The following is a 23,638-nucleotide window of genomic DNA, read 5'->3' on the forward strand; positions in this document are numbered from 1 at the left end:
TCTAAATATAAAGAGCATGCACAATGGCTAGAAGCAAGACCAGCAATGGCTGGCTGAAGGAACACGTCAACGATCCCTACGTCAATCAGGCGCAGAAAGACGGCTACCGCGCGCGCGCTGCGTACAAGCTGCTGGAAATCAACGACAAGGACAAGCTGATCGGTGTCGGCACGGTGCTGGCCGACCTCGGTTCCACCCCCGGCAGCTGGTCGCAGGTGGCGGCGCGCATCGTCGGCGACAGTGGCAAGGTGTTCGCGCTTGACATCCTGGACATGGATCCGGTGCCCGGCGTCGACTTCATTCAAGGCGACTTCCGCGAAGAGGAAGTGCTGGCGCAATTCGTGCAATTGCTCGGCGGCCGCGAATTGGACCTTGTAATTTCCGATATGGCGCCCAATATGTCAGGCATGAGCGCCATCGACCAGGCCAGGAGTTTTCTGCTGTGCGAACTGGCGTTGGAATTTGCGCGAGATCACTTGAAACCTGGCGGTCATTTTCTCGTCAAAGTGTTCCAGGGCAGCGATTTCCAAGCCTATCTCAAGTCCATGCGCGAGCTGTTCGACGAGGTAGTCACCCGCAAGCCGAAAGCGTCGCGCGACCGTTCCAGCGAAATTTACCTGCTGGGCAAAGGGCGACGCTGACATAAAGTGGCTCGCGGCGTACAATCAAAGCAAATATCTAGACAAGCAACCAAAAAGTCAGGGCACAGAGGAGTCCGCCACTCGTGAACAATATCGGCAAAAACATCGCGATATGGGTCATCATCGGTTTGGTACTGATGACGGTATTCAATCAGTTCAACAAGCGTCAGGATACCCAAAATCAGCTTGAATATTCGCAGTTCATCAGCGATGTCGAGTCCGGCAAGGTCCAGTCCCTGACCATAGAAGGCCACCCGCTGCGCGGGCAATGGCTGAAAGGCAAGCTGACCGACGGCTCCGCGTTCAGCACCTACGCGCCTTACGACCCGCAACTGGTCGACGACCTGATCAAGAACAACGTCCGTTTCTCAGCCAAGCCGGAAGAAGAACCGTCGATGCTGATGAATATTTTCATCAGCTGGTTCCCGATGCTGCTGCTGATCGGCGTATGGGTGTTCTTCATGCGTCAGATGCAGGGCGGCGGCAAGGGCGGCGCGTTCTCCTTCGGCAAGAGCAAGGCCAGAATGCTGGATCAGGACGCCAATACCGTTACTTTCTCCGACGTCGCCGGTTGCGACGAGGCCAAGGAAGAAGTGAAGGAGATCGTCGATTATCTGCGAGACCCTTCCCGCTACCAGAGCTTGGGCGGCCGCATTCCGCGCGGCGTCCTGCTGGCCGGCTCGCCCGGTACCGGCAAGACCTTGTTGGCCAAGGCCATCGCTGGCGAGGCCAAGGTGCCCTTCTTCAGCATTTCCGGCTCCGACTTCGTTGAAATGTTCGTCGGCGTGGGCGCGGCCCGCGTACGGGACATGTTCGAGCAGGCCAAGAAGAACTCGCCGTGCATCATCTTCATCGACGAGATCGACGCGGTGGGGCGTCAACGCGGCGCTGGCCTCGGCGGCGGCAACGACGAGCGCGAACAGACGCTGAACCAGCTTCTGGTGGAAATGGACGGTTTCGACACCAATTCCACCGTGATCGTGATCGCCGCGACCAACCGTCCGGACGTGCTGGACCCGGCCTTGCAGCGTCCGGGCCGTTTCGACCGGCAGGTGGTGGTGCCGCTGCCGGATATTCGCGGCCGCGAACAGATTCTGGGCGTGCACATGCGCAAGGTGCCGATCGCCGCCGACGTCAACGCTGAGGTGATCGCGCGCGGCACGCCGGGTTTCTCCGGCGCCGACCTCGCCAACCTGATCAACGAAGCCGCCCTGTTCGCTGCGCGCCGCAACAAGCGCCTGGTAGACATGGAGGATCTCGAGTCCGCCAAGGACAAGATCATGATGGGCGCGGAGCGCCGCAGCATGGTGATGACCGACGAAGAGAAGCGCAACACCGCTTACCACGAGTCCGGCCACGCCGTCGTGGCCAAGCTCTTGCCCAAGGCGGATCCGGTGCACAAGGTCACCATCATCCCGCGCGGCCGCGCATTGGGCGTGACCATGCAGTTGCCGGAGCAGGACCGTTTCGCTTACGACCGCGGTTATCTGCTGGATCGCGTCGCCATTCTGTTCGGCGGCCGCATCGCGGAAGAGCTGTTCATGAATCAGATGACCACCGGCGCTTCCAACGACTTCGAGCGCGCCACGCAAATGGCGCGCGACATGGTGACCCGTTACGGCATGAGCGACAAGCTGGGCCCGATGGTGTACGGCGAGAACGAGGGCGAAGTCTTCCTCGGCCGCTCCATCACTACCCACAAGAATCTGTCCGAAGCCACCATGCAGCAGGTGGACGCTGAAATCCGCCGCATTATCGACGAGCAATACGCGCTAGCGCGCCGCTTGCTGGAAGAGAACCGCGACAAAGTGGAGGCGATGACCGCCGCGCTGCTGGAATGGGAAACCATCGATGCGGATCAGATCAACGACCTGATGGACGGCAAGCCGCCGCGCCCGCCCAAGCCGGGCGCCGGTTTCGCGGCCAAGCCGCAGGAAGACAAGCCGACTCCGCCGGCCGCCGAGGCGACCTCGGATCCGGCTCAGGAAGTCTGAGTCTCTCCGTCACGAAGCCGGGCAAGCCTTGAAGGGCTTGCCCGGCTTTTTTGCGACAATCCGTTCTCATTTCTTCCTCTCCATAGTGTAGCCAGATCATGAAACCCTCTTTGCAATGCGGGCGCTTCACGCTCGATCTGTCCCGTCCCTTGGTGATGGGCATTCTGAACGTCACCCCTGACTCCTTTTCCGACGGTGGCCGTTTCAACGGCCTGGAACAGGCGCTGCGCCACGCCGAGCGGATGCTGGAGGAGGGCGCGGCCATCCTCGATATCGGAGGCGAATCTACGCGACCCAACGCTCCCCATGTCAGTCCGGAGCAAGAGATGGAGCGGGTGCTGCCGGTGCTGGAGCGTCTGCGCGACATCGGCGCGCCGCTGTCGCTGGATACCCGCCGCGCGGCGGTGATGCGCGAAGCGTTGGCCTTGGGCGCGGTGGATTTGGTCAACGACGTGTCGGCGCTGGAAGACGCGGGCGCGTTGGAGCTGATGGCGGCTGCCGACGTCGCGGTTTGCCTGATGCACAAGCAGGGCAACCCGGACACGATGCAGGATCGGCCGGAGTACGCGGATGTGGCGGCTGAAGTGGCGGGCTACCTGGTTCGCCGCGTCCAGTTGTGTCTGGACGCCGGCATCGCCCGCGACAGGCTGCTGGTTGATCCCGGCTTTGGTTTTGGCAAGACGCTGGAACACAACCTGGCCTTGCTGCGCGGCTTGCCGGAGATTGAACGCGCTGCCGGTGCGCCGTTGTTGGTGGGCTTGAGCCGCAAATCCATGTTGGGCGCGATCACCGGCGAAGCGGCGCCGGCGGAGCGGCTGGGCGCCAGCGTGGCCGCGGCGTTGGAGTCGGCGCGTCGCGGCGCGCGCATCATTCGCGTGCACGACGTCAAGGCCACCCGTCAGGCCTTGCAAGTGCTGGGCGCTTTGGAAAGTTTGAACTGAGAGTGGTGTCTGGCGCACAATAGCCGGCGTAGCGATTACAGCGGTTGGCCAGAAGCCGGCCGGATTCGAGAGAAAAACATGAGCCGTAAATACTTTGGCACCGATGGCGTGCGCGGCGAGGTCGGTCAATTCCCGATCACGCCTGAATTCGTGATGAAACTGGGCTATGCCGCCGGCCGCGTATTGGTCGACCACGACAAGGCGCATCGTCCCACGGTTTTGATCGGCAAGGACACCCGGATTTCCGGCTATATGCTGGAAGCGGCGCTGCAAGCCGGTTTTTCCGCCGCCGGCGTCAATGTGCTGCTGACCGGCCCGTTGCCGACGCCGGGCATTGCTTACCTGACCCGCGCGCTGCGCCTGGAGGCCGGGGTGATGATCTCCGCTTCGCACAATCCGTTCCAGGATAACGGCATCAAGTTCTTCGCCGAAGGCGGCAAGAAGCTGGACGACGCCATTGAGCTGGAAATCGAGTCGATGCTGGAGCAGCCGATGGCGACCAATCCGTCCGAGGAATTGGGCCGGGTGCGCCGCATCGAAGGCGCGGTAGAGCGCTACATCGAGTTTTGCAAAAGCAGCTTTCCCAACGATCGCGATCTCAAGGGCTTGAAGTTGGTGGTGGATTGCGCCCACGGCGCCACCTACCACGTCGCGCCCAAGGTGTTCCATGAACTGGGCGCCGAGGTGGTGACCATAGGCGGCGAGCCGGACGGCTACAACATCAACGAGAAGGTGGGCGCCACCTATCCCAAGACCTTGCAGGTGGCGGTGCTGGAGCACCATGCCGATTACGGCATCGCGCTGGACGGCGACGGTGACCGTCTTATCATGGTGGACCGTGAAGGCACCGTATACGACGGCGATCAGCTGATCTATGTGATCGCCAAGGCGCGCGCGGCCAGGGGCGAGCTCAAGGGCGGCGTGGTCGGCACGGTGATGACCAATCTGGCGATGGAGCTGGCGCTGAACAAACAGGGCGTGGAGTTTGGCCGAGCCAAGGTGGGCGACCGCTATGTGTTGGAAATGCTGCATGGCAAAGGGTGGCAGGTGGGCGGCGAAGCCTCCGGCCATATCTTGTGCCTGGACTGCCACTCTACCGGCGACGGCATCATTTCCAGTCTGCAAGTGCTGGCCAGCCTGACCGATCTGGGCATGAGCCTGGCCGACGCCTGCAGCGACTGGCAGCCGTATCCGCAGACGCTGATCAATGTTCGCCACAACGGTTGCGATTGGAAGAGCGCTTCCGCGGAATCCCTGGCCGCTGCCGAGCAGGCCTTGCAAGGCCGCGGCCGCGTGGTGTTGCGTCCATCCGGCACTGAGCCGGTGGTGAGGGTGATGGTGGAAGCCGACGACAAGGCGCTGGCCGATCAGTGGGCGCAGTCCATTGCGGCGGCGATCCAGAGCGTCGCCTGATCGCGACAGCCGGCTAGCGCCGGCATCAGCATGAAAACGCCATACATTGTTTGTTTGGCGTTTTTTTATTGCCTGAATTTGAAAAGAAGCGGAGCTTACTGTTTTCAGGTGAAACATACAGATAGCGACTTTGCGTGCAACTGTATCTAATGACATCTTTTTGTCATTGCGCACTGGTTAGAATCAGCGCTCCTTACGCTCGTGATGAACCCAGACAATGAAGACAGCAAACGCATTCAAAGCGCTGAGCCCCATCGCCATGGCAGTGGCGTTGGCGATTCCGGCCCTGGCCCAGGCCGCTTGCGGCGGCGCCGGCGCCACTTTGATCCATGAGGTGCAGGGCCGCGCCGTCGGCAGTCCGATGCAGGGCAAGACCGTCACGGTGGAGGGCGTTGTCAGCGGCGCCTTCACCGGAGCCGGCCAACTGCGTGGTTTCTACTTGCAAGAAGAAGCGCGGGACCAGGACGCGGACCCGGCCACTTCGGAAGGCGTGTTCGTCTTCCTCGGCAATCTGGCCGCGCCGGCGCTTAAGCCCGGCGACGTGGTGCGCGTCACCGGCAAGGTGTCCGAGTACAGCCGCAAGGGCGACGCCGCCAGCGAGACCCAGATCACCCCGACCACTATCGCCGCGGTGGAGCAGTGCGCCTACCGCGAGCCGCTGACCTACGCCAGCCTGCGGCTGCCCTTGAAGTCCAGCGCCCAGCTGGAGGCGCTAGCCGGCATGGCAGTGCGCCTGGAAGGTCCTGTCTACGTCGCCGCCAATTACGACTATGGCCGCTACGGCGAACTGACGCTATCCAGCCAGCCGCGGCTGTGGACCGCCACCCAGCGCTTTCTGCCCGGTAGCGCCGAAGCCAAGGCGCTGACCGAGGCCAATCAATTGGAAAAGCTGACCCTGGACGACGGCTTGCAGATCCAAAACGCCAATGCCTGGCTGCCGGCGCCCGGCGGCCTCTCCGCCAGCCAGACCTTGCGCAGCGGCGACCGTCTGGACGGCGTGACCGGCGTGGTCAGCTACGCCTTCGGCAAATATCGGCTGCAGCCGCTGGCCGCGCCGCGCGTGACGGCCGGCAATCCGCGCCCCGGCGCGCCGAAGCGTCAGCCGGAAAGCGTGCGTTTCGCCAGTTTCAATGTGCTCAACTTCTTCAATGGCGACGGCCAGGGTAAGGGTTTCCCAACGCCGCGCGGCGCCAAGACTCTGCAGGATTTCGAGCGCCAGCGCGCCAAGATCGTGGCCGCGATCCGTCAACTGGACGCTGATGTAGTGGGCCTGATGGAAATCGAGAATGATGGCTTCGATCGCTACTCGGCGATTCAGGACCTAGTTAATGCGTTGAACCAGGGCCAGCCCCAGCCCAAGCAATACCAATTCGCCAACCCCGGCCTGCCGCAAGTGGGCAGCGACGCGATCACCACCGGCCTGATCTACCGTCCGACCGTGGTGACGGCGGAGGGCAAGGCCGAGGTGAGGGTGGTGGGCAATCCGCAGAAGAATCGGCCGGCCTTGTTGCAGACTTTTGTGCTGGACGCCAAGAGCAAGACCCGGGTCACGGTGGCGGTCAACCATCTGAAGTCCAAGGGCAGCAGTTGCGCCGACGTGCTGGTGGACGGCCAGGCCGACGTGGATAAGGGCGACGGTCAGGGTAATTGCAATCTGACCCGGGTGCAGGCGGTGCGCGATCTGATGGCGTGGTACGCCACCCGTCCGCAGCCCGGCCCTAACGATGGCATGCTATTGCTGGGCGATATGAATTCCTACGCCAAGGAAGATCCGATCCGCGCCTTTGAAAGCGCGGGCTTCAACAATCTGCTGGCGCGTTGGAGCCGCGATGCCTATTCCTATGTATTCAACGGTGAATCCGGCAACCTGGACCATGCCTTGGCCGATAAGCCGCTGAGCTCCATGGTGCTGGCCGCCGGGGAGTGGCACATCAACGCCGATGAGCCGACGGCGCTGGAATACAGCAGCGAGTTCAAGAGCGCGGAGCAGCAACAGAAATACTACGCGGCGGACGCTTATCGTTCTTCGGACCATGATCCCTTGTACGTCGACGTGGCGCGTCGCGGCAACGCGGTGGCGGCGGCGGATGAAGGCGGCTTGGCTCTGTTGCTGGGCTTGGGCGCATTGGGGGCGACGGCGCTGTGGCGCCGCAAGCGCTGAAGGCCTTGGCCGGCCGGCTGCAGCTGGGTTTGGGCCTCGCCGTCCTGCTGCCGCTGGCCGCGCCCTGGGGCGCGGCGGCGTTGGCGTGGCGTTTCGAGCCGTGGAACGCCGAGGAGTGGTGGCGGGCGCTGAGCGGCGGCTGGGTGCACGCCGACGCGCGTCATGCCTGCCTCAACAGCGCGGCGCTGGCGGTGCTGGCCTGCTTGGGGCGTGACCGGGCGTCGTTGCTGCTGGGGTTGGCGCTGGCGGCGCCGCCTCTAATCGCAGTAATGCAGTGGCTGTGGCCGACGCCGCAGGCCTTTGTCGGCGCGTCCGGCCTGGTTTATTGCTGGTGGGCGGCGCTGGCCCTGACGCAGCCGCGCTGGCGCGGCTTGTGGCTGGCCGCCCTGCTGGCCCGGCTGGTTTGGCAAAGCCTATTTCCGGGCAACTGGAGCGGCGGCGAGCCGGTATTGACGTCGGCGCATTGGAGCGGCGCGGTCTTGGGTGTGTTGGCCGCCTGCGGCTGGCTGCGCTGGATTCAGTTATTAACGAGGCGCGGCACTCTCGGCGCCACTGCGCACATCAGTTCGTAGCCCAAGGTGCCCGCGCCGGCGGCGACTTGTTCTATCGGCACTTGAGGGCCCCACAGTTCAACCCGGCTGCCAATGCCGGCCTGGGGCAGAGCGCTCAGGTCCACCGCCAGCATGTCCATCGATACCCGGCCGACGATGCCGCTGGGCAGGCCATCCACCGCGACCGGCGTGCCGTTGTCGGCGATGCGCGGATAGCCGTCGGCGTAGCCGCAAGCGACGATGCCGACGCGCATTTCGCCTTCGGCCACCAGGCGGCGGCCGTAGCCGACGGCGTCGCCGGTCGGCACCCTTTGCACCGCGATGACGCGGCTGCTCAGCGTCATCGCCGCCTGTAGGCCCAGGCCGGCGGCGTCGATATCGGCGAAGGGCGAACAGCCGTAGAGCACGATGCCGGGGCGCACGATGGCGCCGTGGGTATGCGGGTGGCGGAACAGCGCGGCGGAGTTGGCGGCGCTGACCGGCAGCGCGCTGGGTGCGATCAAGGGCTGGAAGCGCCCCCATTGCTCGGCGACGCCGTAGTCGTCGTCGGCGGTGGCGAAATGGGTCATCAGCGCATCGACGCGCGCGCCGGGCTGAGCGTGCAATTGCGCCAGCGCGGCGGGGGCTTCCGCCGGGGTGAAGCCCAGCCGGTTCATGCCGCTGTTGATCTTGAGCCAGACGGAAACCGGCTGTTTGGCGGAACCTTTGGCCAGCCAGCTTATCTGTTGTTGGGAATGTACCGCGCCGCCTAGCCGGTAATGCGCCATCGCCGCGGCTTCCTCGGCGTCGAAAGCGCCTTCCAGCAGTACGATGTCCTGTTGGACGCCGGCTTCGCGCAAGCGGACGGCGTCCTCGATATTGAGCAGGGCGAAACCGTCGGCGACATCGGCCAAGGCTTGGACCGCGTCCAGCAGTCCATGGCCGTAGGCATTGGCCTTGAGCACGGCGTATGCCTTGGATTGAGGGGCCTGGGCGCGGGAAAGCAGGTAGTTGTGGCGGATGGCGGCGCGGTGGATTTCCACCTGGATAGGGCGAGTCATGTCAAGAAAGTCTGCGTTGGAGGTGTGCTATTATAAGCCCCTGGTGATGTACCCCGATAACGCAGCCGCGCCAGGATCGTCCTGAACGGAGACATGGCGGCAAGCGGAACAAAATGGACACTCTGCAAATACTTCTCGATTTTTTCACTGGCTATGGCTACGTCGCCGTATTCACCGTGTTGCTGGTATGCGGTTTCGGCGTGCCGATCCCCGAAGACATTACCTTGGTGGCCGGAGGCATTATTTCTGGCCTAGGCTACACCAATGTGCATTGGATGTTTCTCGTCGGCATGGCCGGGGTGCTGGCCGGAGACGGCATCATGTTCACCGCCGGGCGGGTGTTCGGCAACCGGGTGCTGAAGTTCCGGCCCATCGCGCGGATACTGACTCAAGAGCGTTTTGAAGCGGTGCAGGAGAAGTTCGAAAAGTACGGCAATTGGGTATTGTTCGTCGCCCGTTTTCTACCGGGACTGCGCTCTCCCATCTTCATTACCGCCGGCATGACTCGCCGCATCTCCTACTGGCGTTTCTTGCTGATGGACGGCTTCGCCGCGCTGATCTCGGTGCCGGTGTGGGTGTATCTCGGCTATTACGGCGCCGCCAACCGCGAGTGGTTGATGACCATGGTGCACCGCGGGCAGGCCGGCATTCTGGCGGTGGTGGCCGCCTTGCTGCTCGGCGTGGCCTTCGTCTGGATGCGTCGCCGTCGTCAGCATCAGTGCGTGAAGAAATAAGCTCGCGCCATCCAATGAAAAAAGCTTCCCTGGGGAAGCTTTTTTTACGTCCTTGCGCAGCTGGGGTTCAACCCACTTGCAAGAGATCCACCTCGAACACCAGAGTGGCGTTGGGAGGAATCACGCCGCCGGCGCCGCGCGCGCCGTAGCCCAGCTCGGCCGGAATGGTCAGTTTGCGCTTGCCGCCCACTTTCATGCCGGCCACGCCTTGGTCCCAGCCCTTGATCACATAGCCGGCGCCCAACGGGAAGCTGAACGGCTGGAAGCGGTCCTTGCTGGAATCGAACTTGGTGCCGTCGGTCAGCCAGCCAGTGTAGTGCACGGTGACTTCCTGGCCGCTGACGGCTTCGGCGCCGTCGCCGATCGCCAGTTCTTCGATAATCAGTTCGCTCATGAGATGTCCTTTCGCGCAAGCGCGGGATGAGGCCCGGCCCGGCGGCGCGAAGCGCGGCGCGCGCCAAGGGCCGTGGCAATCGCGGGATTATAGCAGCCGGACGGCCAGCTTGTGTTTTGCGACGCGTGGCGTATAACGGTAAGGATGCGGGGGCTGCCTCGCATCGTATCCTTGAGGGGGATTTGTCATGGACGCGACTCACGATATCCCGCGCGATCGCCCGGTTGCGCGCAAGGTGGAAACCTCCCGGCCGTTGCAATGGCTGAAAAAAGGCTTCCGCGATTTTCAAAAAGCCCCGGCCGACTGCCTGTTTTACGGCGCGGTATTCGTGTTGATGGGGTATTTGCTGACCTTGTACTCCGAGCACTCTCCTGAACTGATTATCACCTTCGCCACCATTTTCCTGTTGGCCGGCCCCTTTTTGGCGATAGGCCTGTACGACATCGCCAAGCAGATGGAGGCTTTCGACGGTCATGGACGGGTCAAGCTGGCGCACAGCATGGCGGCTTGGCGCGTCAACTTGCCTGCTTTTACCTTGTACGCGGCCTTGCTGGCGGTGCTGGTGTTCGGTTGGTTCCGGGTGTCCTTGCTGATGTTCGCGCTGTTCTACGACACTGCCGCCTTGCCGTCCTTGAACGACATTGTGGCCAACGCCTTCAACCCGGACAATGTCGCCTTCCTGGTGGCCTACTTCGCGGTGGGCTTCCTGTTTGCCCAGGTGGTGTTCTCGGTTAGCGTGATCTCCATTCCCTTGATGCTGGATAAGGAGGTGGACACCGTCACCGCCATGATCGCCAGCGTGCAAGCGGTGCTGAAGAATCTGCTGACGATGGGCATATGGGCGGCTATCATTGTGGCGCTGAGCGCGGTGGGCTTTGTGACTTATTTCCTGGGCCTGATCATCATCATGCCGGTTCTGGCGCTGGCCAGCTGGCATGCTTACCGCGATTTGATCACTTTCGAGAGATGACTGAATAGCCGATGACTCACTCCGTCGTGTTTCTTGACCGGGACAGCTTGCCTGTCCCGGTTCCGCTTTTGCCGTTCCCGTCCGAATATCACGAGTTTCCCTCCACCAGCGTCGAAGACGCGGCGATGAATTGCTCGGGGGCGGATATCGTCATCACCAACAAGGTGCCGTTGCGGCGGGAAACCCTGGAGCAACTGCCCGGGCTGAAGCTGGTGGCGGTGGCCGCCACCGGTTACAACCATGTCGATCTGGACGCTTGTCGCGAGCTGGGCATCGCCGTCTGCAACATCCGCCATTACGGCGACGACACCGTGGCCGAACACGCGCTGACCCTGATGCTGGCCCTGGCCAAGAACCTACCCGCCTATCAGCGTGACGTCGCCGCCGGGGTGTGGCAGCAATCGAGGCAGTTCTGCCATTTCGGCGCTCCGATCCGCGATTTGCGGGGCGCGACCTTGGGCATTGTTGGCGCGGGCGGCATTGGCCTGCGCCTGGCGGAGATGGCTGGGGGGTTTGGCATGGAGGTGTTGTTCGTCGAGCGCAAAGGCGCCAAGGAAGTGCGTTCCGGGCATGTGGCTTTTGCCGAGGCCCTGGCGCAGGCCGATGTGATTTCGCTGCATTGCCCGCTGACCGAGGACACCCGGGACCTGATCGCCCAGCCGGAACTGATTCTTATGAAGCCCGGCGCCTTGCTGATCAATACCGCGCGCGGCGGTCTGGTTAACGAGGAGGATCTGGTGGCTGCGTTGAAATACGGGCAACTGGGCGGCGCCGGTTTCGACGTGTTGAGCGAAGAACCGCCGGTTCATGGCAATCCTCTGTTGAAAACCCGCTTGCCCAATTTGATTGTCACCCCTCATGTGGGTTGGGCTAGCCGGCAGGCGATGGAGCGTCTGGCCGCACAGCTGGTGGACAATATCGCGGCCTTTGTCGCGGGCATAGAGCGCAATCGTTTGTTGTGAGGCGCGCCTATTTGAGGCTTCAAGCCGGCTAAGGCCGGCTTTTTTGATGATTCATTTTAAATATAATATTTATATAAATGATTTAATATTTTATTTGTTGTTAACTGTTAAAAAACTATTTGCATTTTGTTTATTGTGGGAATAGCATGAGGGTGCTCTTCTGGCTTTGCCAGTACGAGCTGCCCCGCTTGATCGCCGTGGAGGGTTTCCCCCCACGGCTCTTTTTTTGCCTGTCGCCAGGCAATGCAAAACGCCCGGCGGAACCGGGCGTTGGTCATGGGAAGCGCTTGTCGGGCGTGCGGCGTCAGTCCGGGATGTCGTTGGGGTTGATGCGGAGTTGCTCCTCCGCCCCCATGCCCAACTTGCCGCGAATACAGCCGATGTAGCGATTCACATCCGGGCCGCCGCCATGACGCTGAGCGTGCCAGATCATCTCGCCGAGACAATCCATCATCGCGTGCTGCGCCAGATGTTCGCTGCCGTGGCGCAGCGCCAGCTGTGCGTACAGCGAGCGGATGCCGAAGGGCTGGTCGATAGAGCGTTGTTCCTCAATAGCCACATGCAGGCCCAGGTGCAGGAAGGGATTGCTCTGGCCCATTTCCGGAGTCCACTCCTGTTCCATATACTGTTCCGGCCGATCCAGAATGGCGTGATACTCCGGGTGGTCTATAAGAATGGGGAGCACCATTTTTTCCAGATCGGACAAGTCCGTCCCGGATTTGGATTTCTGCCAGGTGTCGAAGAAGAAGCGCCGGGCGTCCTGCCGGCTGGGATTGAACAACATTCGGATAGTGCCTGAGTGGATTCTCGGGAGCGCTCATTATACGAGACGGAGGTGGCCATGACCACGCTTTACGACTTCACCGCCGCGCGCATAGACGGCAGCGAACAGCCGCTGTCGGCCTACACCGGCCAAGTGACGTTGGTGGTGAATACCGCCAGCGAGTGCGGCTATACCCGGCAGTACGCCGGCTTGCAGGACTTGCAGCAAGGCTTGGGCGGCCGCGGACTGGCTGTGCTGGGATTCCCTTGCAATCAGTTCGGCGGCCAGGAGCCGGGCGACGAGGCCGAGATCGAGCGTTTTTGCCGGACGCGCTTCGAGGTGGATTTCCCCATGTTCGCGAAGGTGGAGGTCAACGGGCCGCGGGCTCATCCGCTGTGGCGCTGGCTGACTCAGGCTGACTCCACCCATCCGCACCCGGTGAAGTGGAACTTCACCAAATTCCTGATTGATGCCAAGGGAAGGGTGGTAAAGCGTTACGAGCCGGCGGTGGAGCCGCACGAATTGCTGGAGGATATCGAGGCCTTGCTGCCGCGGGGCGGCTGAGAACGTGTTTACGATCTGCTGCGCGTCGGCGATACGGCGTTGAAAACGGCTTCGAAATGCTCATGTACCGTGTGTACACTCCGCTTTCTCAGCTGTTTTCGCCTTGTCTCACCTTAGCTCGCGAGATCGTAAACACGTTCTGAGAGACTTTGAACCGGCTCTGATGCCCGCCGCTTGCGGCGGGCATGGGAGGCGATCAGCGGCGGCGGAAAATCACGTCCCACACGCCGTGGCCCAGCTTGATGCCGCGGGCCTCGAACTTAGTCAGCGGACGGTAGTCCGGACGAGGCGCGTAGCCATCGGCGGTATTGGCCAGCTGCGGCTGGCTGCTGAACACGTCCATGATTTGCATGGCGTAGTCTTCCCAGTCGGTGGCGGCGTGCAGGTAGCCGCCCGGCTTGAGCTTGGTGATCAGCTTCTCCACCAGCGGCGCCTGGATCAAGCGCCGCTTGTTGTGGCGTTTCTTGTGCCAGGGGTCGGGGAAGAAAATAAGCACGCCATCCAGGCTGCCGTCGGCCAGCATGTGATCCAGCACTTCCACCGCGTCGTGGCGGATGATGCGCAGATTGCTCAATTCCTTTTCCGCGATCAGCTTGCACAGATTGCCGACGCCGGGCGAATGCACTTCCACGCCCAAGTAGTCTTGACCCGGATTGGCGGCGGCGATTTCGGCGGTGGCGCCGCCCATGCCGAAACCGATCTCCAGAATTTTGGGCGCGGCGCGGCCGAAGGCCTGCTCCAGATCGATGCGCTCGGGGCGGTATTCGATGCCCCAGCGCGGCATGCCTTCGTCCATCGCGCGTTGCTGGCCGGGAGACAGATGGCCTTGGCGCAGCACGAAGCTGCGGATGGCGCGTTGAAATGCCGGATTTTCCATAGAGAAGCCTGCTGAAAACTCAAAAAAACCGCGATGTTACCGAATCTTGGCCGCTGAGGCGAGCGCGACGGCGATGCGTTCCGGCGCTTGGGCCAGCGCCGCCAGGTAGACGGCGGTGTCGGGCCAGCGGAGTTCCGGCAGCAATTCCCGGCGCAAACGCCGGTTGTCCAACCGCCTGGACTCCATCATATAAGACCATAGACCAGCGGAGACCCGGGCGCGGACCTCTTCCCGTGGCAGCAAGGGCGGCAAGGCCAGGTCCAGCGCGGCGGCCAGCCGGCGATACCATTCGCTGATCGGCAGCGGCTGATCGTCGTTGGCGTTGTATACGCGCGGGCCGCCGCGACATTGCCGCAATGCGGCTACGCAGGCGGCGGCAAGGTCGTCGGCGTGGATGTGATTGCTCCAGCTGTCCTCTTCCGGGCGGATCAGCGGGGTTTGAGAGGCGAAGCGGCTCAGTGGCAGGCGGTTGTCGGCGTAGATGCCCGGCGCGCGTAACACGGTCAGTTGACTGCCGTGGGTTGCGGCAAAGCCTCGCAACTGGGTTTCTGCGTCCAAGCGGCGCCAGGCGCGGTCATTGTGAGGGCGGAGGCGGGCGCCTTCGCCCAGCAAAGCCCCGTCGGCGTTGCCGTACACGCCGCTGGTGCTGATATAGACTAGACGCTGTGGTATCCTGCAACCTTTTGCCAACGCAGACAACAACTTGCGCATGCGCAAGTCCTTGCGGCCGGTTTCCTGGGGGGGAGCGGTCAGCAGCAGATCGTCGGCCAGGCCGGCCAATCGGCGCAAAGTGACGGGGTCGTCCAGATCGCCCCGGATGGGCGTGACGCCCTGGCGGCGCAGCGCTTCGGCGCTGGCGCTCGAGCGGCATAGCGCCAGTACTCGCCAGCGGCGGGTCAGTTCAGGCAAAGCGCGGCGCGCGACATCGCCGGCGCCGATGATCATCAAGGTTCGCATGATGCGCATTTTAGCCAGATATTGAGTAGAGGAAACAGATGACAGCGCAGGTGAAAGTGCTCCCCAGCGGGCATACATTTGGCGTCGAGCCGCATGAAACCGTATTGGAAGCGGCGTTGCGTCAGGGAGTGGGGCTGCCCTACGGCTGCCGCGACGGCGCGTGCGGCGCCTGCAAAGGCAAGGTAGTGGAAGGCGAAGTGAGTCAGGATGGTTTCCAGGAAAAGGCCTTGACCGAGGCCGAACGCGCCCAGGGCCTGGCGCTGTTCTGTTGTTCCCGTCCTCAGGGCGACATCACCATCGAGGCTCGCGAAGTGGCCGGAGCCGGCGATATCCAGATCAAGACCTTGCCGTGCCGTGTAGAGAAAATCGAAAAAATCCACGACGTGGCGGTGCTCAAGCTCAAGCTGCCGGTATCGGAGCGCCTGCAGTTCAAGGCTGGTCAATACATCGACATCCTGATGAAGGACGGCAAGAAGCGCAGCTTCTCTATCGCAAACGCGCCGCATGACGACGCTTTTCTAGAGCTGCACATCCGTCATCAGCCCGGCGGCTCGTTCTCCGATTATGTGTTCAGCCAGATGAAGGAGCGCGAGATCATGCGCTTCAAGGGGCCCTTGGGCTCCTTCTTCCTGCGCGAGGATTCTGACAAGCCCATCCTCTTCGTGGCCAGCGGCACCGGCTTCGCGCCGGTCAAGGGTATTATCGAGCACGCGATCCACAGCGGCATCCAGCGCGAGATAGTGTTCTACTGGGGAGCGCGGACCAAGGCCGACCTTTATATGGCGGAGCTGGCCGGCGCTTGGCAGGCGCAGAATCCGAACATCACCTTCATACCGGTATTGTCCGACGCCTTGTCGACAGACGACTGGGCGGGCCGCACCGGCTTCGTTCATCAGGCGGTGCTGGAGGATTTCGAAAATCTGTCCGGCTATCAGGTTTACGCTTGCGGCGCGCCGCTGATGGTCGAGGCCGCGCACGGTAGCTTCACGCGCGAGCGCGGCTTGCCGGAGGACGAATTCTTCTCAGACGCGTTCTTCCTGTCCAAGGATATGGGCGGCAGCAAGTGAGCGCATCGGCGCGACATGAATGACGTGCGCCGATTTTTGAGATGGAACTGATCCGAACTGTATCGCTTTGCGAGCAACTGTAATGATATAAGTTACTGATTTTTAGGGAATGAGCCCCTGGCGAGAGCCAGGGGCTTTTTATTTGCCTTGCATCAAATTTGCAGGTCATGCCATTTGATTTGGGTCAATGGGCGGACGCCCCAACTGGCTAAGATGAGGGTCAAGAAACCTATATGGGGCGTGGCCCCGGAAAAGGAGTGGCGATGGAACTTCTGACTCTGCTTCTCTCCGACGATGTCGGCATTTTAAGCTTGGTGACCATTGTGGTGACCACCTTGGTGGTGCTAGGCGCTCTGGTGGCGATTTTCAAGAACGTGAAAAAGCCAGAGTAAGCGCCTGAGCAAACAGCATGTGTTTATCCTCTTGATGTGTGTGTTGGTGGATGCGGTGGTGGGCCGCATCCACTTTTTTTTGCGCCTTGATCTTGATCCCGCTCTCTTTCATCGCTTAATTGACGCGCGATGCGCGCTTATCCTGAATTTCTCCTTGCCGGAATATCCCCTTCTTGAATCTTCGCCCGCAAAGTTCCACGCATCCAATAATTAATAATTAGTTAAAAGAAAGGTAAGTAAATATTTTGTGCGCTGCACATTTTATTGTTTTGTCATTCTTGTGGGGGGGTTCTATAAAGCTTTTGTTCTATTGCCATTGTGGGTGAGATAGAGCAGGGGTGAGCTATTTGACGCAGGTCAAACGGATGTTCGACTGTTCTGGCGATCACTAAATCCGAGGTATACCATTGTCTCAGATGATAAGAATTTAATTATATAACAACAGATTTGCAGGTTAATGTACTCTCACGGAGAACGAAAATGTCTACGGAAACTGAAACCCAAGGCGGCGGCGCTCCCAAGCTCAAGCTTGGCGCGCTGACCGCTCTGGTGGTGGGCTCCATGATCGGCGGCGGCATCTTCTCGCTGCCTCAGAACATGGCGGCGGGGGCCGGAGCCGGCGCTATCTTGATCGGTTGGGTAATTACCTTCTTCGGGATGTTGACTCTGGCATTCGCTTTCCAGATGCTGGCCAACCGCAAACCGGAAGTTGAAGGCGGCGTTTATGGCTACGCCAAGGCGGGTTTTGGCAACTACATGGGCTTCAACTCGGCCTGGGGTTACTGGATTTCGGCCTGGATCGGCAACGTATCCTACTTTGTGGTGATGTTCTCGGCGCTGGCCTTCTGGTTCCCAGTGTTCGGCGAGGGCAATACCGCCACCGCCATCGTCTGCGCATCCATCCTGCTGTGGGCCTTGCACTTTCTGGTGCTGCGCGGCGTGCACGGCGCGGCCTTCATCAACACCATCACCACCGTGGCCAAATTGGTGCCGTTGGCGTTGTTCATCCTGCTAGTCGTCTTCGCCTTCAAAGTAGATACCTTTAACCTGGATTTCTGGGGCTCGGCCAAACTCGGCTCGGTTGTCGACCAAGTCAAGAGCACCATGTTGGTGACGGTATGGGTGTTCATCGGGATCGAAGGCGCGTCGATGTTCTCCAGTCGTGCGGAAAACATGAAAGAAGTGGGTAAGGCCACTGTGATTGGCTTCCTGTTGACTATCGCCTTGCTGGTTGCGGTGTCGGTGCTGTCGCTGGGCGTAATGACCCAGGCTGAACTGGCCGCGCTGAAAAATCCGTCCACCGCTTATGTGTTGGAAAAAGCCATCGGGCCGTGGGGCGCCAACCTGATGAACGCCGGCCTGGTGATCTCTGTGGGCGGCGCGTTGCTGGCCTGGACGCTGTTGGCTTCCGAAGCGCCCTACCTGGCGGGCAAGGACGGCGTGATGCCCAAGGTATTCGGCACCACTAACGCCAATGGCTCTCCGGCCGCCTCGCTGTGGCTGACCAACGGTCTGATCCAACTGTTCCTGATCATCACTCTGTTCAGTTCCGCGGGTTACCTGGCGCTGCTGTCGCTGGCCACCTCGATGATTCTGATTCCTTACCTGTTGTGCTCCGGTTACGCCTTGCTGGTTGCCAAGCGCGGCGAAGGCTACGCCCAGGGCGAGTCCAGCGGCAAAGAGTTCGGTATCGCCACGATCGCGTCGGTCTACGGCGTCTGGCTGATCTACGCCGCCGGCCTGAAGTATCTGTTCCTGTCGATGGTGCTGTACGCCCCGGGTCTGCTGTTCTACCTGTGGGCTCGCAAGGAACGCGGCGAGAAAGCGTTCACCGGTCCCGAGGCGGTACTGGCTGCGCTGATCGTGGTGGCGGGTTTGTTCGCCGGCTACGAGTTGCTCACCGGAGCGCTGACGCTCTAAGTCGGATGTTGAAGTAAGAAGATTACCGGAGGCGCGCGAGATCCACGGGCCTCCACCAGCTCCCCCAATATCATTAAGGAGTTTGTCATGACCAAGTTTGGTGTTCATTCCGAGTGTGGCAAGTTGCGAACTGTGATGGTGTGCCGTCCCGGCCTGGCGCATAAGCGCCTGACCCCGGACAACTGCCACGGCCTGCTGTTCGATGACGTCATCTGGGTAGAGCGCGCACAGAAAGACCACGCCTACATGGTTGAGCAAATGCGCTCCCGCGGCATCGAAGTGGTGGAAGTGCACGATGCGCTGGCCAAAGTATTGGACGACAAGGCCTCCCGCGCCTGGGTCCTGGACCGCAAGGTCAAGGCCGACAACGTAGGTATCGGCATGTTGCGCGACCTGCGCAGCTGGCTGGATGAAATGCCTTCGTCGCAGCTGGCCGAGCATCTGGTGGGCGGCATCGCCAAGTTCGAACTGCCGTTCGACCCGAAAGGCCTGTTTGGCGGCTACCTGGACCAGTCCGAATTCGTGCTGCCGCCGGTGCCTAACAGCCTGTTCCAGCGCGACCCGTCTTGCTGGATCTATGAAGGCGTGACGCTGAACCCGATGTACTGGCCGGCGCGCCGTCAGGAAACCCTGATCCTGCAATCCATCTACAAATTCCATCCGATGTTCGCCGGCAAGGTGAAAGTATGGTGGGGCGATTGCGACCAGGAGCATGGCGCGGCCACGCTGGAAGGCGGCGACGTGATGCCTATCGGCAACGGCGTGGTCCTGATCGGCATGGGCGAACGCACCAGCCCGCAGGCGGTAGTGCAAGTGGCCAAGCGCGTGCTGGGCAAGGAAGGCGGCGCCACTCGCGTGATCGCTTGCCAGATGCCGAAGTCCCGCGCGGCGATGCACTTGGACACCGTGTTCAGCTTCCTGGACATTGACCTGCTGTCGCTGTTCCCGGACGTGGTGGACGACATCACATGCACCAGCATGTACGTTGGCGACCGCGAAGGCGAAGTCCGTTTCGAACGCCATGAAGGCGTGCATCTGGTGGAAGTGGTGCGCCAGGCGCTTGGCCTCAAGGAAATTCGCGTGATTCAGACCGGCGGCGACGCCTACCAGCGCGAACGCGAGCAGTGGGACGACGGCAACAACGTGGTGGCGCTGGATCGCCGCGTGGTGGTGGCCTACGACCGCAACACCTACACCAACCGCCTGATGCGCGAGCACGGAGTGGAAGTGATCGAGATTCCGGCTTCCGAGCTGGGCCGCGGCCGTGGCGGCGGTCACTGCATGACCTGCCCAATCACTCGCGACGAAGTGAAACTGTAATTCAATCGTCGTGTCCCGGCCGCGGGCGCGGCCGGGAGGGAAATTCAAGATTCATGTGCAAAAAGACAGGTTGACCGCCGGTTTCCCCGGAAACGACGGCCGGCTTGCCCAGACTCTAATCAGGAGCAATATCATGGCTTTCAATCTGCGCAACCGTAACTTCCTCCGCATGCTGGACTTCACCCCGCGCGAAATCCGCTACATGCTCGACTTGGCCCGCGACCTGAAGCGCGCCAAGTATTCCGGCACCGAACAGCAGCACCTGAAGGGCAAGAACATCGCCCTGATCTTTGAAAAAACCTCGACCCGCACCCGCTGCGCGTTTGAAGTGGCCTGCTACGACCAAGGCGCCAATGTGACTTACCTTGGGCCGTCCGGTTCGCAAATCGGCATCAAGGAATCGATGAAAGACACCGCCCGTGTGCTGGGCCGCATGTACGATGCGATCGAATACCGCGGCTTCGACCAGCACATGGTGGAAACCGAGCTGGCCAAATTCGCCGGCGTGCCGGTTTACAACGGTCTGACCGATGAATGGCACCCGACCCAGATGCTGGCCGACGTGCTGACCATGTGGGAAAACAGCGACAAGCCCATCTCCCAGATCCGCTACACCTATCTGGGCGATGCTCGCAACAATATGGGCAACTCTCTGCTGGTGATCGGCGCCAAGCTGGGCATGGACGTGCGTATCGGCGCGCCCAAGCATTTGTGGCCTACCGACGAGCTGGTGGCGCAGTGTCGTGAAATCGCCGTCAAGACCGGCGCGCGCATCACGCTGACCGAAGACGCCAAGGCTGCAGTCAAAGGCACGGACTTCATCCACACCGATGTATGGGTGTCCATGGGCGAGCCGGCCGAAGTCTGGGCGGAACGCATCAAGCTGCTGAAGCCTTACCAAGTGAACGCCGCGCTGATGGCCGCCGCGGAAAACCCGCAAGTGAAGTTCATGCACTGCCTGCCGGCTTACCACAACAGCGAAACCAAGGTGGGCAAGGAGATTGCCGCGCAGTATCCGGACCTGGCCAACGGCATCGAAGTGACCGAGGACGTGTTTGAGTCCGAAGCTTGCATCGCTTTCGAACAGGCCGAGAACCGCATGCACACCATCAAGGCCATTCTGGTGTCCACGCTGGGCGACTGATAGTCGCTTGAGCATCATCCAGTGATCCGCCGGCCAAGGCTTCCCTGACCGGGAACCTTGGCCGGTTTCATATTCAAGCGCGCACGCGGCATTAAACGGCGGGCGCGGTAGTAAAAAGGAACAGAATATGCGAGTCGTCGTAGCTCTGGGCGGCAATGCCCTGCAACGTCGCGGCGAGGCCATGACCGCCGACAATCAACGCGCCAACGTCAAGGTGGCCGCCGAACAACTGGCCGGCGTGACCCGGCTGGGCCACAACCTGGTGATGTGCCATGGCAACGGGCCGCAAGTGGGCCTGCTGGGCCTGCAGAACGACGCTTATGCCCGCCACGTGGACGAAAAAGTGACGCCCTATCCGCTGGACGTGCTGGGGGCGCAGACAGAAGGCATGATCGGCTACATGGTTGAGCAGGAATTGGGCAATGTGCTGCCCTTCGAAGTGCCGATCGCCACCATCCTGACCCAGACCGAAGTGGACGCCAAGGACCCGGCCTTCAAGAATCCGACCAAGTTTGTCGGCCCGGTTTACAGCAAGGAAGAGGCGGACAAGCTGGCGGCGGAAAAAGGCTGGACGGTGAAGGCCGACGGCGAATACTTCCGCCGCGTGGTGCCCAGCCCGAAACCGAAGCGCATCTTCGAAATGCGCCCGATCAAATGGCTGATCGAAAAAGGCGTGGTGGTGATCGCGGCCGGCGGCGGCGGCATTCCCACTATGTACGAGGGCGACAAGCTGGTGGGCGTGGAAGCGGTGATCGACAAGGATCTGGCCTCCGCTTTGCTGGCGCGTGAAATCGACGCGGACTACTTTGTGATCGCCACCGACGTGAAGAGCGTGTTCGTCGGTTGGGGTACGCCGGAAGCCAAAGCGATCAAACAGGCGCATCCGGACGAAATGGACAAGCTGGGCTTCGCCGCCGGCTCGATGGGCCCGAAAGTGGAGGCCGCTTGCGAATTCGCCCGCCTGACCGGCAAGAAAGCGGTGATCGGCGCCTTGGAGGACATCGAGAAAATCGTCAAGGGCGAGGCCGGCACCGTGGTTTCCACTGAGAAGGCGGGCATCAGCTGGTATTGATGTCGTCAGTGCTTAGCCGCGCGTCAAGGGCTGCCGTCAGGCAGCCCTTTTTGTTGCCTCGTCTCGTCCTAGCCCAGCAGCTTGGTTCGGTGTTGGCGGAGGAGGTCCTGCCCGGCTTGATAGCCGATCTGATACAGCTGGGATAGATTGGAGTGCGACCAGTCCAACTCTTCCGCGCGGCGTTTCGGATCGATCAGCTTGTCGAATTGGATCTTGAGCACCTCGGTGCGTGGCCGGCCTTGGTCGTCCTTGTTGTGCAGCGCCTCGAACAGCTTCAGGTCGTCGCGCGCGATTTCGGTCAGAGGGGTGATGATGGATTGCACCCAGGCGTCGTACAGGCTGCGGGGCGGGTGCAATAGCTTGTCGCTGCCCAGCACGTCGAACACCAGGGTGTAGTCGATATGAGGGTGATCGCGGAACAACTGCTTGAAGTTCAGCGTGTCTATGGCCGCGCCTTCGATGTAGTCGCCGTCGGCCAGAGGATAAGGCGGGTAGATGAAGGGAAAGGACAGCGCGGCCAGGAAATGCTCGTGGCCGATCTCGCTCTTGTCCCAGCAACGCATCTCCCCGATGGTGATGTTGTACGCGTTCAGGTAAAACTGCGGGGGAATGGTCTTGAGGCGGTCGAAATCCACGATCTCCTCGATGAAGGGCACGTGCGCGCACAGGCCTTGGCTGTTGGGGCTCAGATCGCTGGGGCAGAGCGTGGCCAGCAGCAGCGATGTCCAATCCGCCAGCAGGCGTTGCCAGGGGCCTTGGTCCGCCTGTTGCTGAATGGACTGCAGCAGCGGATTCTGGTTTTGCCAGCTGCGCCACAGGTCGGCGGCCGGGCCGGGTTTGTTGAACACTTTGTAGTTGATCGGCAGCAGCCGGTAAATCGGATCGGATACGCCTAGATCGGCCAGCCGGCGTAAATTGTCCAGCGGCGAGCCCGTGCGCGGCGCCGCGTACAATAGGCCGACAATGGCGCCGGCGCCGGAGGTGGAGATGATGTCGAATTCGACGCCGGCCTCCATCAGCGCGACCAGCGCGCCGGCCATCAAGGTTGCGTTGGGCGCGCCGCCGCCCAAGACCAGCGCAATGCTGGGCCTGTTTGCTTTTGCCATCGAAATCTCCATCGAGAGAGTAGCCGGTTGGTAGAAACCGGCTGGTGCACGGTTAGGTCAATGTCATTATTGCTGTTGAATTATGGATCGCAAGAGGTATTTTGCAACGCAATATGATGTCAGTAATGACAATATGACTTGTTGCGAGAAAGCCGCAACAAGAGCTATTTGTCATTGTGCAATGAAAGATACCTTGCGGTACAAGGTAGTGGTTTGTATAGTGCAACCATAAGCAGATTGATGCCTTGGTCCAACTAGCTACCTTGCAATGCAAGGTAGCGGAACGGCTGGGACCGGGCGGTTTCAAGGAAGGCAAGATGAAAACCCAGTTGAAAAAGGGGACCCTGGACATGTGCGTATTGGCGGTATTGGCCCAGTCCGATAGTTATGCCTACGAATTGGTCAGCACCTTGTCGCGCACGATGGAAATCAGCGAAGGGACGATCTACCCGCTGATGCGTCGTCTGCAGAACGAGTCCTGGGTCAGCACCTATCTGGTGGAGTCCGCGTCCGGGCCGTCGCGCAAGTATTACGCGCTGACCGAGGCGGGAAAGCGGGAACTGGAGCTGATGCGGCGCGAGTGGCAGGAATTCGTCAGCGAAGTGGACAGCGTGCTGAGTCGCCTGCCGGCGGCCGGCCAGCCAGGAGAATGACA

Annotated in this window: 23 protein-coding genes; 17 read left to right on the forward strand and 6 right to left on the reverse strand. The window is 61.3% G+C overall.

From position 1 onward, the window contains the following. Positions 1-23 precede the first annotated feature (23 nt). The 6 genes from B0T39_RS05995 to B0T39_RS06020 all read left to right on the forward strand — a co-directional run bounded on the left by B0T39_RS05995 (position 24) and on the right by B0T39_RS06020 (position 7,722). Positions 24-641, forward strand: a complete 618-nt coding sequence (locus B0T39_RS05995; RefSeq protein WP_081545265.1) for an RlmE family RNA methyltransferase — start codon at positions 24-26, stop codon at positions 639-641. A gap of 83 nt (positions 642-724) precedes the next feature. Then, complete coding sequence (ftsH, locus tag B0T39_RS06000) at positions 725-2,635, forward strand: ATP-dependent zinc metalloprotease FtsH (protein ID WP_081545266.1); 1,911 nt, start codon at positions 725-727, stop codon at positions 2,633-2,635. Positions 2,636-2,733: 98 nt separating this feature from the next. Beyond that, a complete protein-coding gene (folP, locus tag B0T39_RS06005; RefSeq protein WP_081545267.1) occupies positions 2,734-3,576 on the forward strand; it encodes a dihydropteroate synthase in 843 nt (280 codons plus the stop codon). A gap of 78 nt (positions 3,577-3,654) precedes the next feature. After that, positions 3,655-4,989: a phosphoglucosamine mutase gene (gene glmM / locus B0T39_RS06010; RefSeq protein ID WP_081545268.1), complete on the forward strand. Its 1,335-nt coding sequence runs from the start codon at positions 3,655-3,657 to the stop codon at positions 4,987-4,989. Between the two features lie 217 nt (positions 4,990-5,206). After that, positions 5,207-7,150 carry an ExeM/NucH family extracellular endonuclease gene (locus B0T39_RS06015; protein WP_081545269.1) on the forward strand — a complete coding sequence of 648 codons (1,944 nt, stop codon included), beginning with the start codon at positions 5,207-5,209 and terminating at the stop codon, positions 7,148-7,150. Beyond that, complete coding sequence (locus B0T39_RS06020) at positions 7,132-7,722, forward strand: rhomboid family intramembrane serine protease (RefSeq protein WP_176219492.1); 591 nt, start codon at positions 7,132-7,134, stop codon at positions 7,720-7,722. The genes B0T39_RS06015 and B0T39_RS06020 overlap by 19 nt, the downstream gene beginning before the upstream one ends. Here B0T39_RS06020 and alr read toward each other — a convergent pair. Next, complete coding sequence (gene alr / locus B0T39_RS06025) at positions 7,668-8,741, reverse strand: alanine racemase (protein WP_081545271.1); 1,074 nt, start codon at positions 8,739-8,741, stop codon at positions 7,668-7,670. The two genes, B0T39_RS06020 and alr, sit on opposite strands and share 55 nt — an antisense overlap. Before the next feature lie 113 nt (positions 8,742-8,854). On the opposite strand from alr, the gene B0T39_RS06030 reads away from it, so the two are divergent. Beyond that, entirely contained in the window at positions 8,855-9,475 is a 621-nt protein-coding gene (locus tag B0T39_RS06030; RefSeq protein WP_019101991.1) for a DedA family protein, read from the forward strand. 67 nt (positions 9,476-9,542) lie between these two features. Here B0T39_RS06030 and B0T39_RS06035 read toward each other — a convergent pair whose 3' ends face one another. Further along, entirely contained in the window at positions 9,543-9,869 is a 327-nt protein-coding gene (locus B0T39_RS06035) for an FKBP-type peptidyl-prolyl cis-trans isomerase (RefSeq protein ID WP_081545272.1), read from the reverse strand. A 187-nt stretch (positions 9,870-10,056) separates the two neighbouring features. Between B0T39_RS06035 and B0T39_RS06040 the strand changes: the two genes are divergently transcribed. Then, positions 10,057-10,839 (forward strand): DUF2189 domain-containing protein, encoded by a 783-nt coding sequence (locus B0T39_RS06040; RefSeq protein WP_081545273.1) that lies wholly within the window; start codon positions 10,057-10,059, stop codon positions 10,837-10,839. A gap of 11 nt (positions 10,840-10,850) precedes the next feature. Then, positions 10,851-11,801, forward strand: coding sequence for a D-2-hydroxyacid dehydrogenase (locus tag B0T39_RS06045; RefSeq protein WP_081545274.1), 951 nt, complete (start codon positions 10,851-10,853; stop codon positions 11,799-11,801). A gap of 304 nt (positions 11,802-12,105) precedes the next feature. Here the strand turns inward: B0T39_RS06045 and B0T39_RS06050 are convergent, their stop codons facing one another. Next, positions 12,106-12,585 carry a DUF1841 family protein gene (locus B0T39_RS06050; protein WP_217806201.1) on the reverse strand — a complete coding sequence of 160 codons (480 nt, stop codon included), beginning with the start codon at positions 12,583-12,585 and terminating at the stop codon, positions 12,106-12,108. A gap of 57 nt (positions 12,586-12,642) precedes the next feature. On the opposite strand from B0T39_RS06050, the gene B0T39_RS06055 reads away from it, so the two are divergent. Further along, positions 12,643-13,128, forward strand: a complete 486-nt coding sequence (locus B0T39_RS06055; RefSeq protein WP_081545275.1) for a glutathione peroxidase — start codon at positions 12,643-12,645, stop codon at positions 13,126-13,128. A 196-nt stretch (positions 13,129-13,324) separates the two neighbouring features. Here the strand turns inward: B0T39_RS06055 and trmB are convergent, their stop codons facing one another. Both trmB and B0T39_RS06065 read right to left on the reverse strand, forming a co-directional pair. Then, the gene (gene trmB, locus B0T39_RS06060) at positions 13,325-14,005 is read right to left on the reverse strand and encodes a tRNA (guanosine(46)-N7)-methyltransferase TrmB (protein WP_081545276.1); all 681 of its coding nucleotides are present in this window, start codon (positions 14,003-14,005) and stop codon (positions 13,325-13,327) included. A 36-nt stretch (positions 14,006-14,041) separates the two neighbouring features. Next, positions 14,042-14,962, reverse strand: a complete 921-nt coding sequence (locus B0T39_RS06065; RefSeq protein WP_081545343.1) for an NAD-dependent epimerase/dehydratase family protein — start codon at positions 14,960-14,962, stop codon at positions 14,042-14,044. Positions 14,963-15,000: 38 nt separating this feature from the next. Between B0T39_RS06065 and B0T39_RS06070 the strand changes: the two genes are divergently transcribed. The 6 genes from B0T39_RS06070 to arcC all read left to right on the forward strand — a co-directional run bounded on the left by B0T39_RS06070 (position 15,001) and on the right by arcC (position 21,877). Beyond that, positions 15,001-16,029, forward strand: coding sequence for a CDP-6-deoxy-delta-3,4-glucoseen reductase (locus B0T39_RS06070; RefSeq protein ID WP_081545277.1), 1,029 nt, complete (start codon positions 15,001-15,003; stop codon positions 16,027-16,029). A gap of 263 nt (positions 16,030-16,292) precedes the next feature. Beyond that, a complete protein-coding gene (locus tag B0T39_RS06075; RefSeq protein ID WP_019103856.1) occupies positions 16,293-16,421 on the forward strand; it encodes a DUF3149 domain-containing protein in 129 nt (42 codons plus the stop codon). A 480-nt stretch (positions 16,422-16,901) separates the two neighbouring features. After that, positions 16,902-18,341: an arginine-ornithine antiporter gene (arcD, locus tag B0T39_RS06085; protein WP_081545280.1), complete on the forward strand. Its 1,440-nt coding sequence runs from the start codon at positions 16,902-16,904 to the stop codon at positions 18,339-18,341. Positions 18,342-18,428: 87 nt separating this feature from the next. Further along, entirely contained in the window at positions 18,429-19,661 is a 1,233-nt protein-coding gene (locus B0T39_RS06090; protein WP_081545281.1) for an arginine deiminase, read from the forward strand. A gap of 133 nt (positions 19,662-19,794) precedes the next feature. After that, positions 19,795-20,805, forward strand: a complete 1,011-nt coding sequence (locus tag B0T39_RS06095; protein ID WP_081545282.1) for an ornithine carbamoyltransferase — start codon at positions 19,795-19,797, stop codon at positions 20,803-20,805. 127 nt (positions 20,806-20,932) lie between these two features. Beyond that, positions 20,933-21,877, forward strand: a complete 945-nt coding sequence (gene arcC / locus B0T39_RS06100) for a carbamate kinase (protein WP_081545283.1) — start codon at positions 20,933-20,935, stop codon at positions 21,875-21,877. Positions 21,878-21,945: 68 nt separating this feature from the next. On the opposite strand, the gene B0T39_RS06105 is transcribed toward arcC, so the two are convergent. Next, entirely contained in the window at positions 21,946-22,983 is a 1,038-nt protein-coding gene (locus B0T39_RS06105; RefSeq protein ID WP_081545284.1) for a patatin-like phospholipase family protein, read from the reverse strand. Positions 22,984-23,228: 245 nt separating this feature from the next. Here B0T39_RS06105 and B0T39_RS06110 point away from each other — a divergent pair, with 245 nt between their 5' ends. After that, positions 23,229-23,636, forward strand: coding sequence for a PadR family transcriptional regulator (locus B0T39_RS06110; protein ID WP_254894499.1), 408 nt, complete (start codon positions 23,229-23,231; stop codon positions 23,634-23,636). The last annotated feature ends 2 nt before the right edge of the window (positions 23,637-23,638 follow it).

The sequence above is a fragment of the Chromobacterium haemolyticum genome (assembly GCF_002081825.1).
In the GTDB taxonomy this organism is placed as follows: Bacteria; Pseudomonadota; Gammaproteobacteria; order Burkholderiales; family Chromobacteriaceae; genus Chromobacterium; species Chromobacterium fluminis.

Excerpts from the sequence above, each read along its gene's own strand:
- B0T39_RS06090 (WP_081545281.1), top strand. The coding sequence starts at position 18,429 with ATGACCAAGTTTGGTGTTCATTCCGAGTGTGGCAAGTTGCGAACTGTG.
- trmB (WP_081545276.1), bottom strand. The coding sequence starts at position 14,005 with ATGGAAAATCCGGCATTTCAACGCGCCATCCGCAGCTTCGTGCTGCGC.
- B0T39_RS06050 (WP_217806201.1), bottom strand. The coding sequence starts at position 12,585 with ATGTTGTTCAATCCCAGCCGGCAGGACGCCCGGCGCTTCTTCTTCGAC.
- B0T39_RS06015 (WP_081545269.1), top strand. The coding sequence starts at position 5,207 with ATGAAGACAGCAAACGCATTCAAAGCGCTGAGCCCCATCGCCATGGCA.
- arcC (WP_081545283.1), top strand. The coding sequence starts at position 20,933 with ATGCGAGTCGTCGTAGCTCTGGGCGGCAATGCCCTGCAACGTCGCGGC.
- B0T39_RS06040 (WP_081545273.1), top strand. The coding sequence starts at position 10,057 with ATGGACGCGACTCACGATATCCCGCGCGATCGCCCGGTTGCGCGCAAG.
- B0T39_RS06065 (WP_081545343.1), bottom strand. The coding sequence starts at position 14,962 with ATGCGAACCTTGATGATCATCGGCGCCGGCGATGTCGCGCGCCGCGCT.
- B0T39_RS06035 (WP_081545272.1), bottom strand. The coding sequence starts at position 9,869 with ATGAGCGAACTGATTATCGAAGAACTGGCGATCGGCGACGGCGCCGAA.
- B0T39_RS06075 (WP_019103856.1), top strand. The coding sequence starts at position 16,293 with ATGGAACTTCTGACTCTGCTTCTCTCCGACGATGTCGGCATTTTAAGC.
- B0T39_RS06070 (WP_081545277.1), top strand. The coding sequence starts at position 15,001 with ATGACAGCGCAGGTGAAAGTGCTCCCCAGCGGGCATACATTTGGCGTC.
- B0T39_RS05995 (WP_081545265.1), top strand. The coding sequence starts at position 24 with ATGGCTAGAAGCAAGACCAGCAATGGCTGGCTGAAGGAACACGTCAAC.
- folP (WP_081545267.1), top strand. The coding sequence starts at position 2,734 with ATGAAACCCTCTTTGCAATGCGGGCGCTTCACGCTCGATCTGTCCCGT.
- glmM (WP_081545268.1), top strand. The coding sequence starts at position 3,655 with ATGAGCCGTAAATACTTTGGCACCGATGGCGTGCGCGGCGAGGTCGGT.
- B0T39_RS06030 (WP_019101991.1), top strand. The coding sequence starts at position 8,855 with ATGGACACTCTGCAAATACTTCTCGATTTTTTCACTGGCTATGGCTAC.
- B0T39_RS06045 (WP_081545274.1), top strand. The coding sequence starts at position 10,851 with ATGACTCACTCCGTCGTGTTTCTTGACCGGGACAGCTTGCCTGTCCCG.
- B0T39_RS06055 (WP_081545275.1), top strand. The coding sequence starts at position 12,643 with ATGACCACGCTTTACGACTTCACCGCCGCGCGCATAGACGGCAGCGAA.
- B0T39_RS06105 (WP_081545284.1), bottom strand. The coding sequence starts at position 22,983 with ATGGCAAAAGCAAACAGGCCCAGCATTGCGCTGGTCTTGGGCGGCGGC.
- arcD (WP_081545280.1), top strand. The coding sequence starts at position 16,902 with ATGTCTACGGAAACTGAAACCCAAGGCGGCGGCGCTCCCAAGCTCAAG.
- B0T39_RS06095 (WP_081545282.1), top strand. The coding sequence starts at position 19,795 with ATGGCTTTCAATCTGCGCAACCGTAACTTCCTCCGCATGCTGGACTTC.
- alr (WP_081545271.1), bottom strand. The coding sequence starts at position 8,741 with ATGACTCGCCCTATCCAGGTGGAAATCCACCGCGCCGCCATCCGCCAC.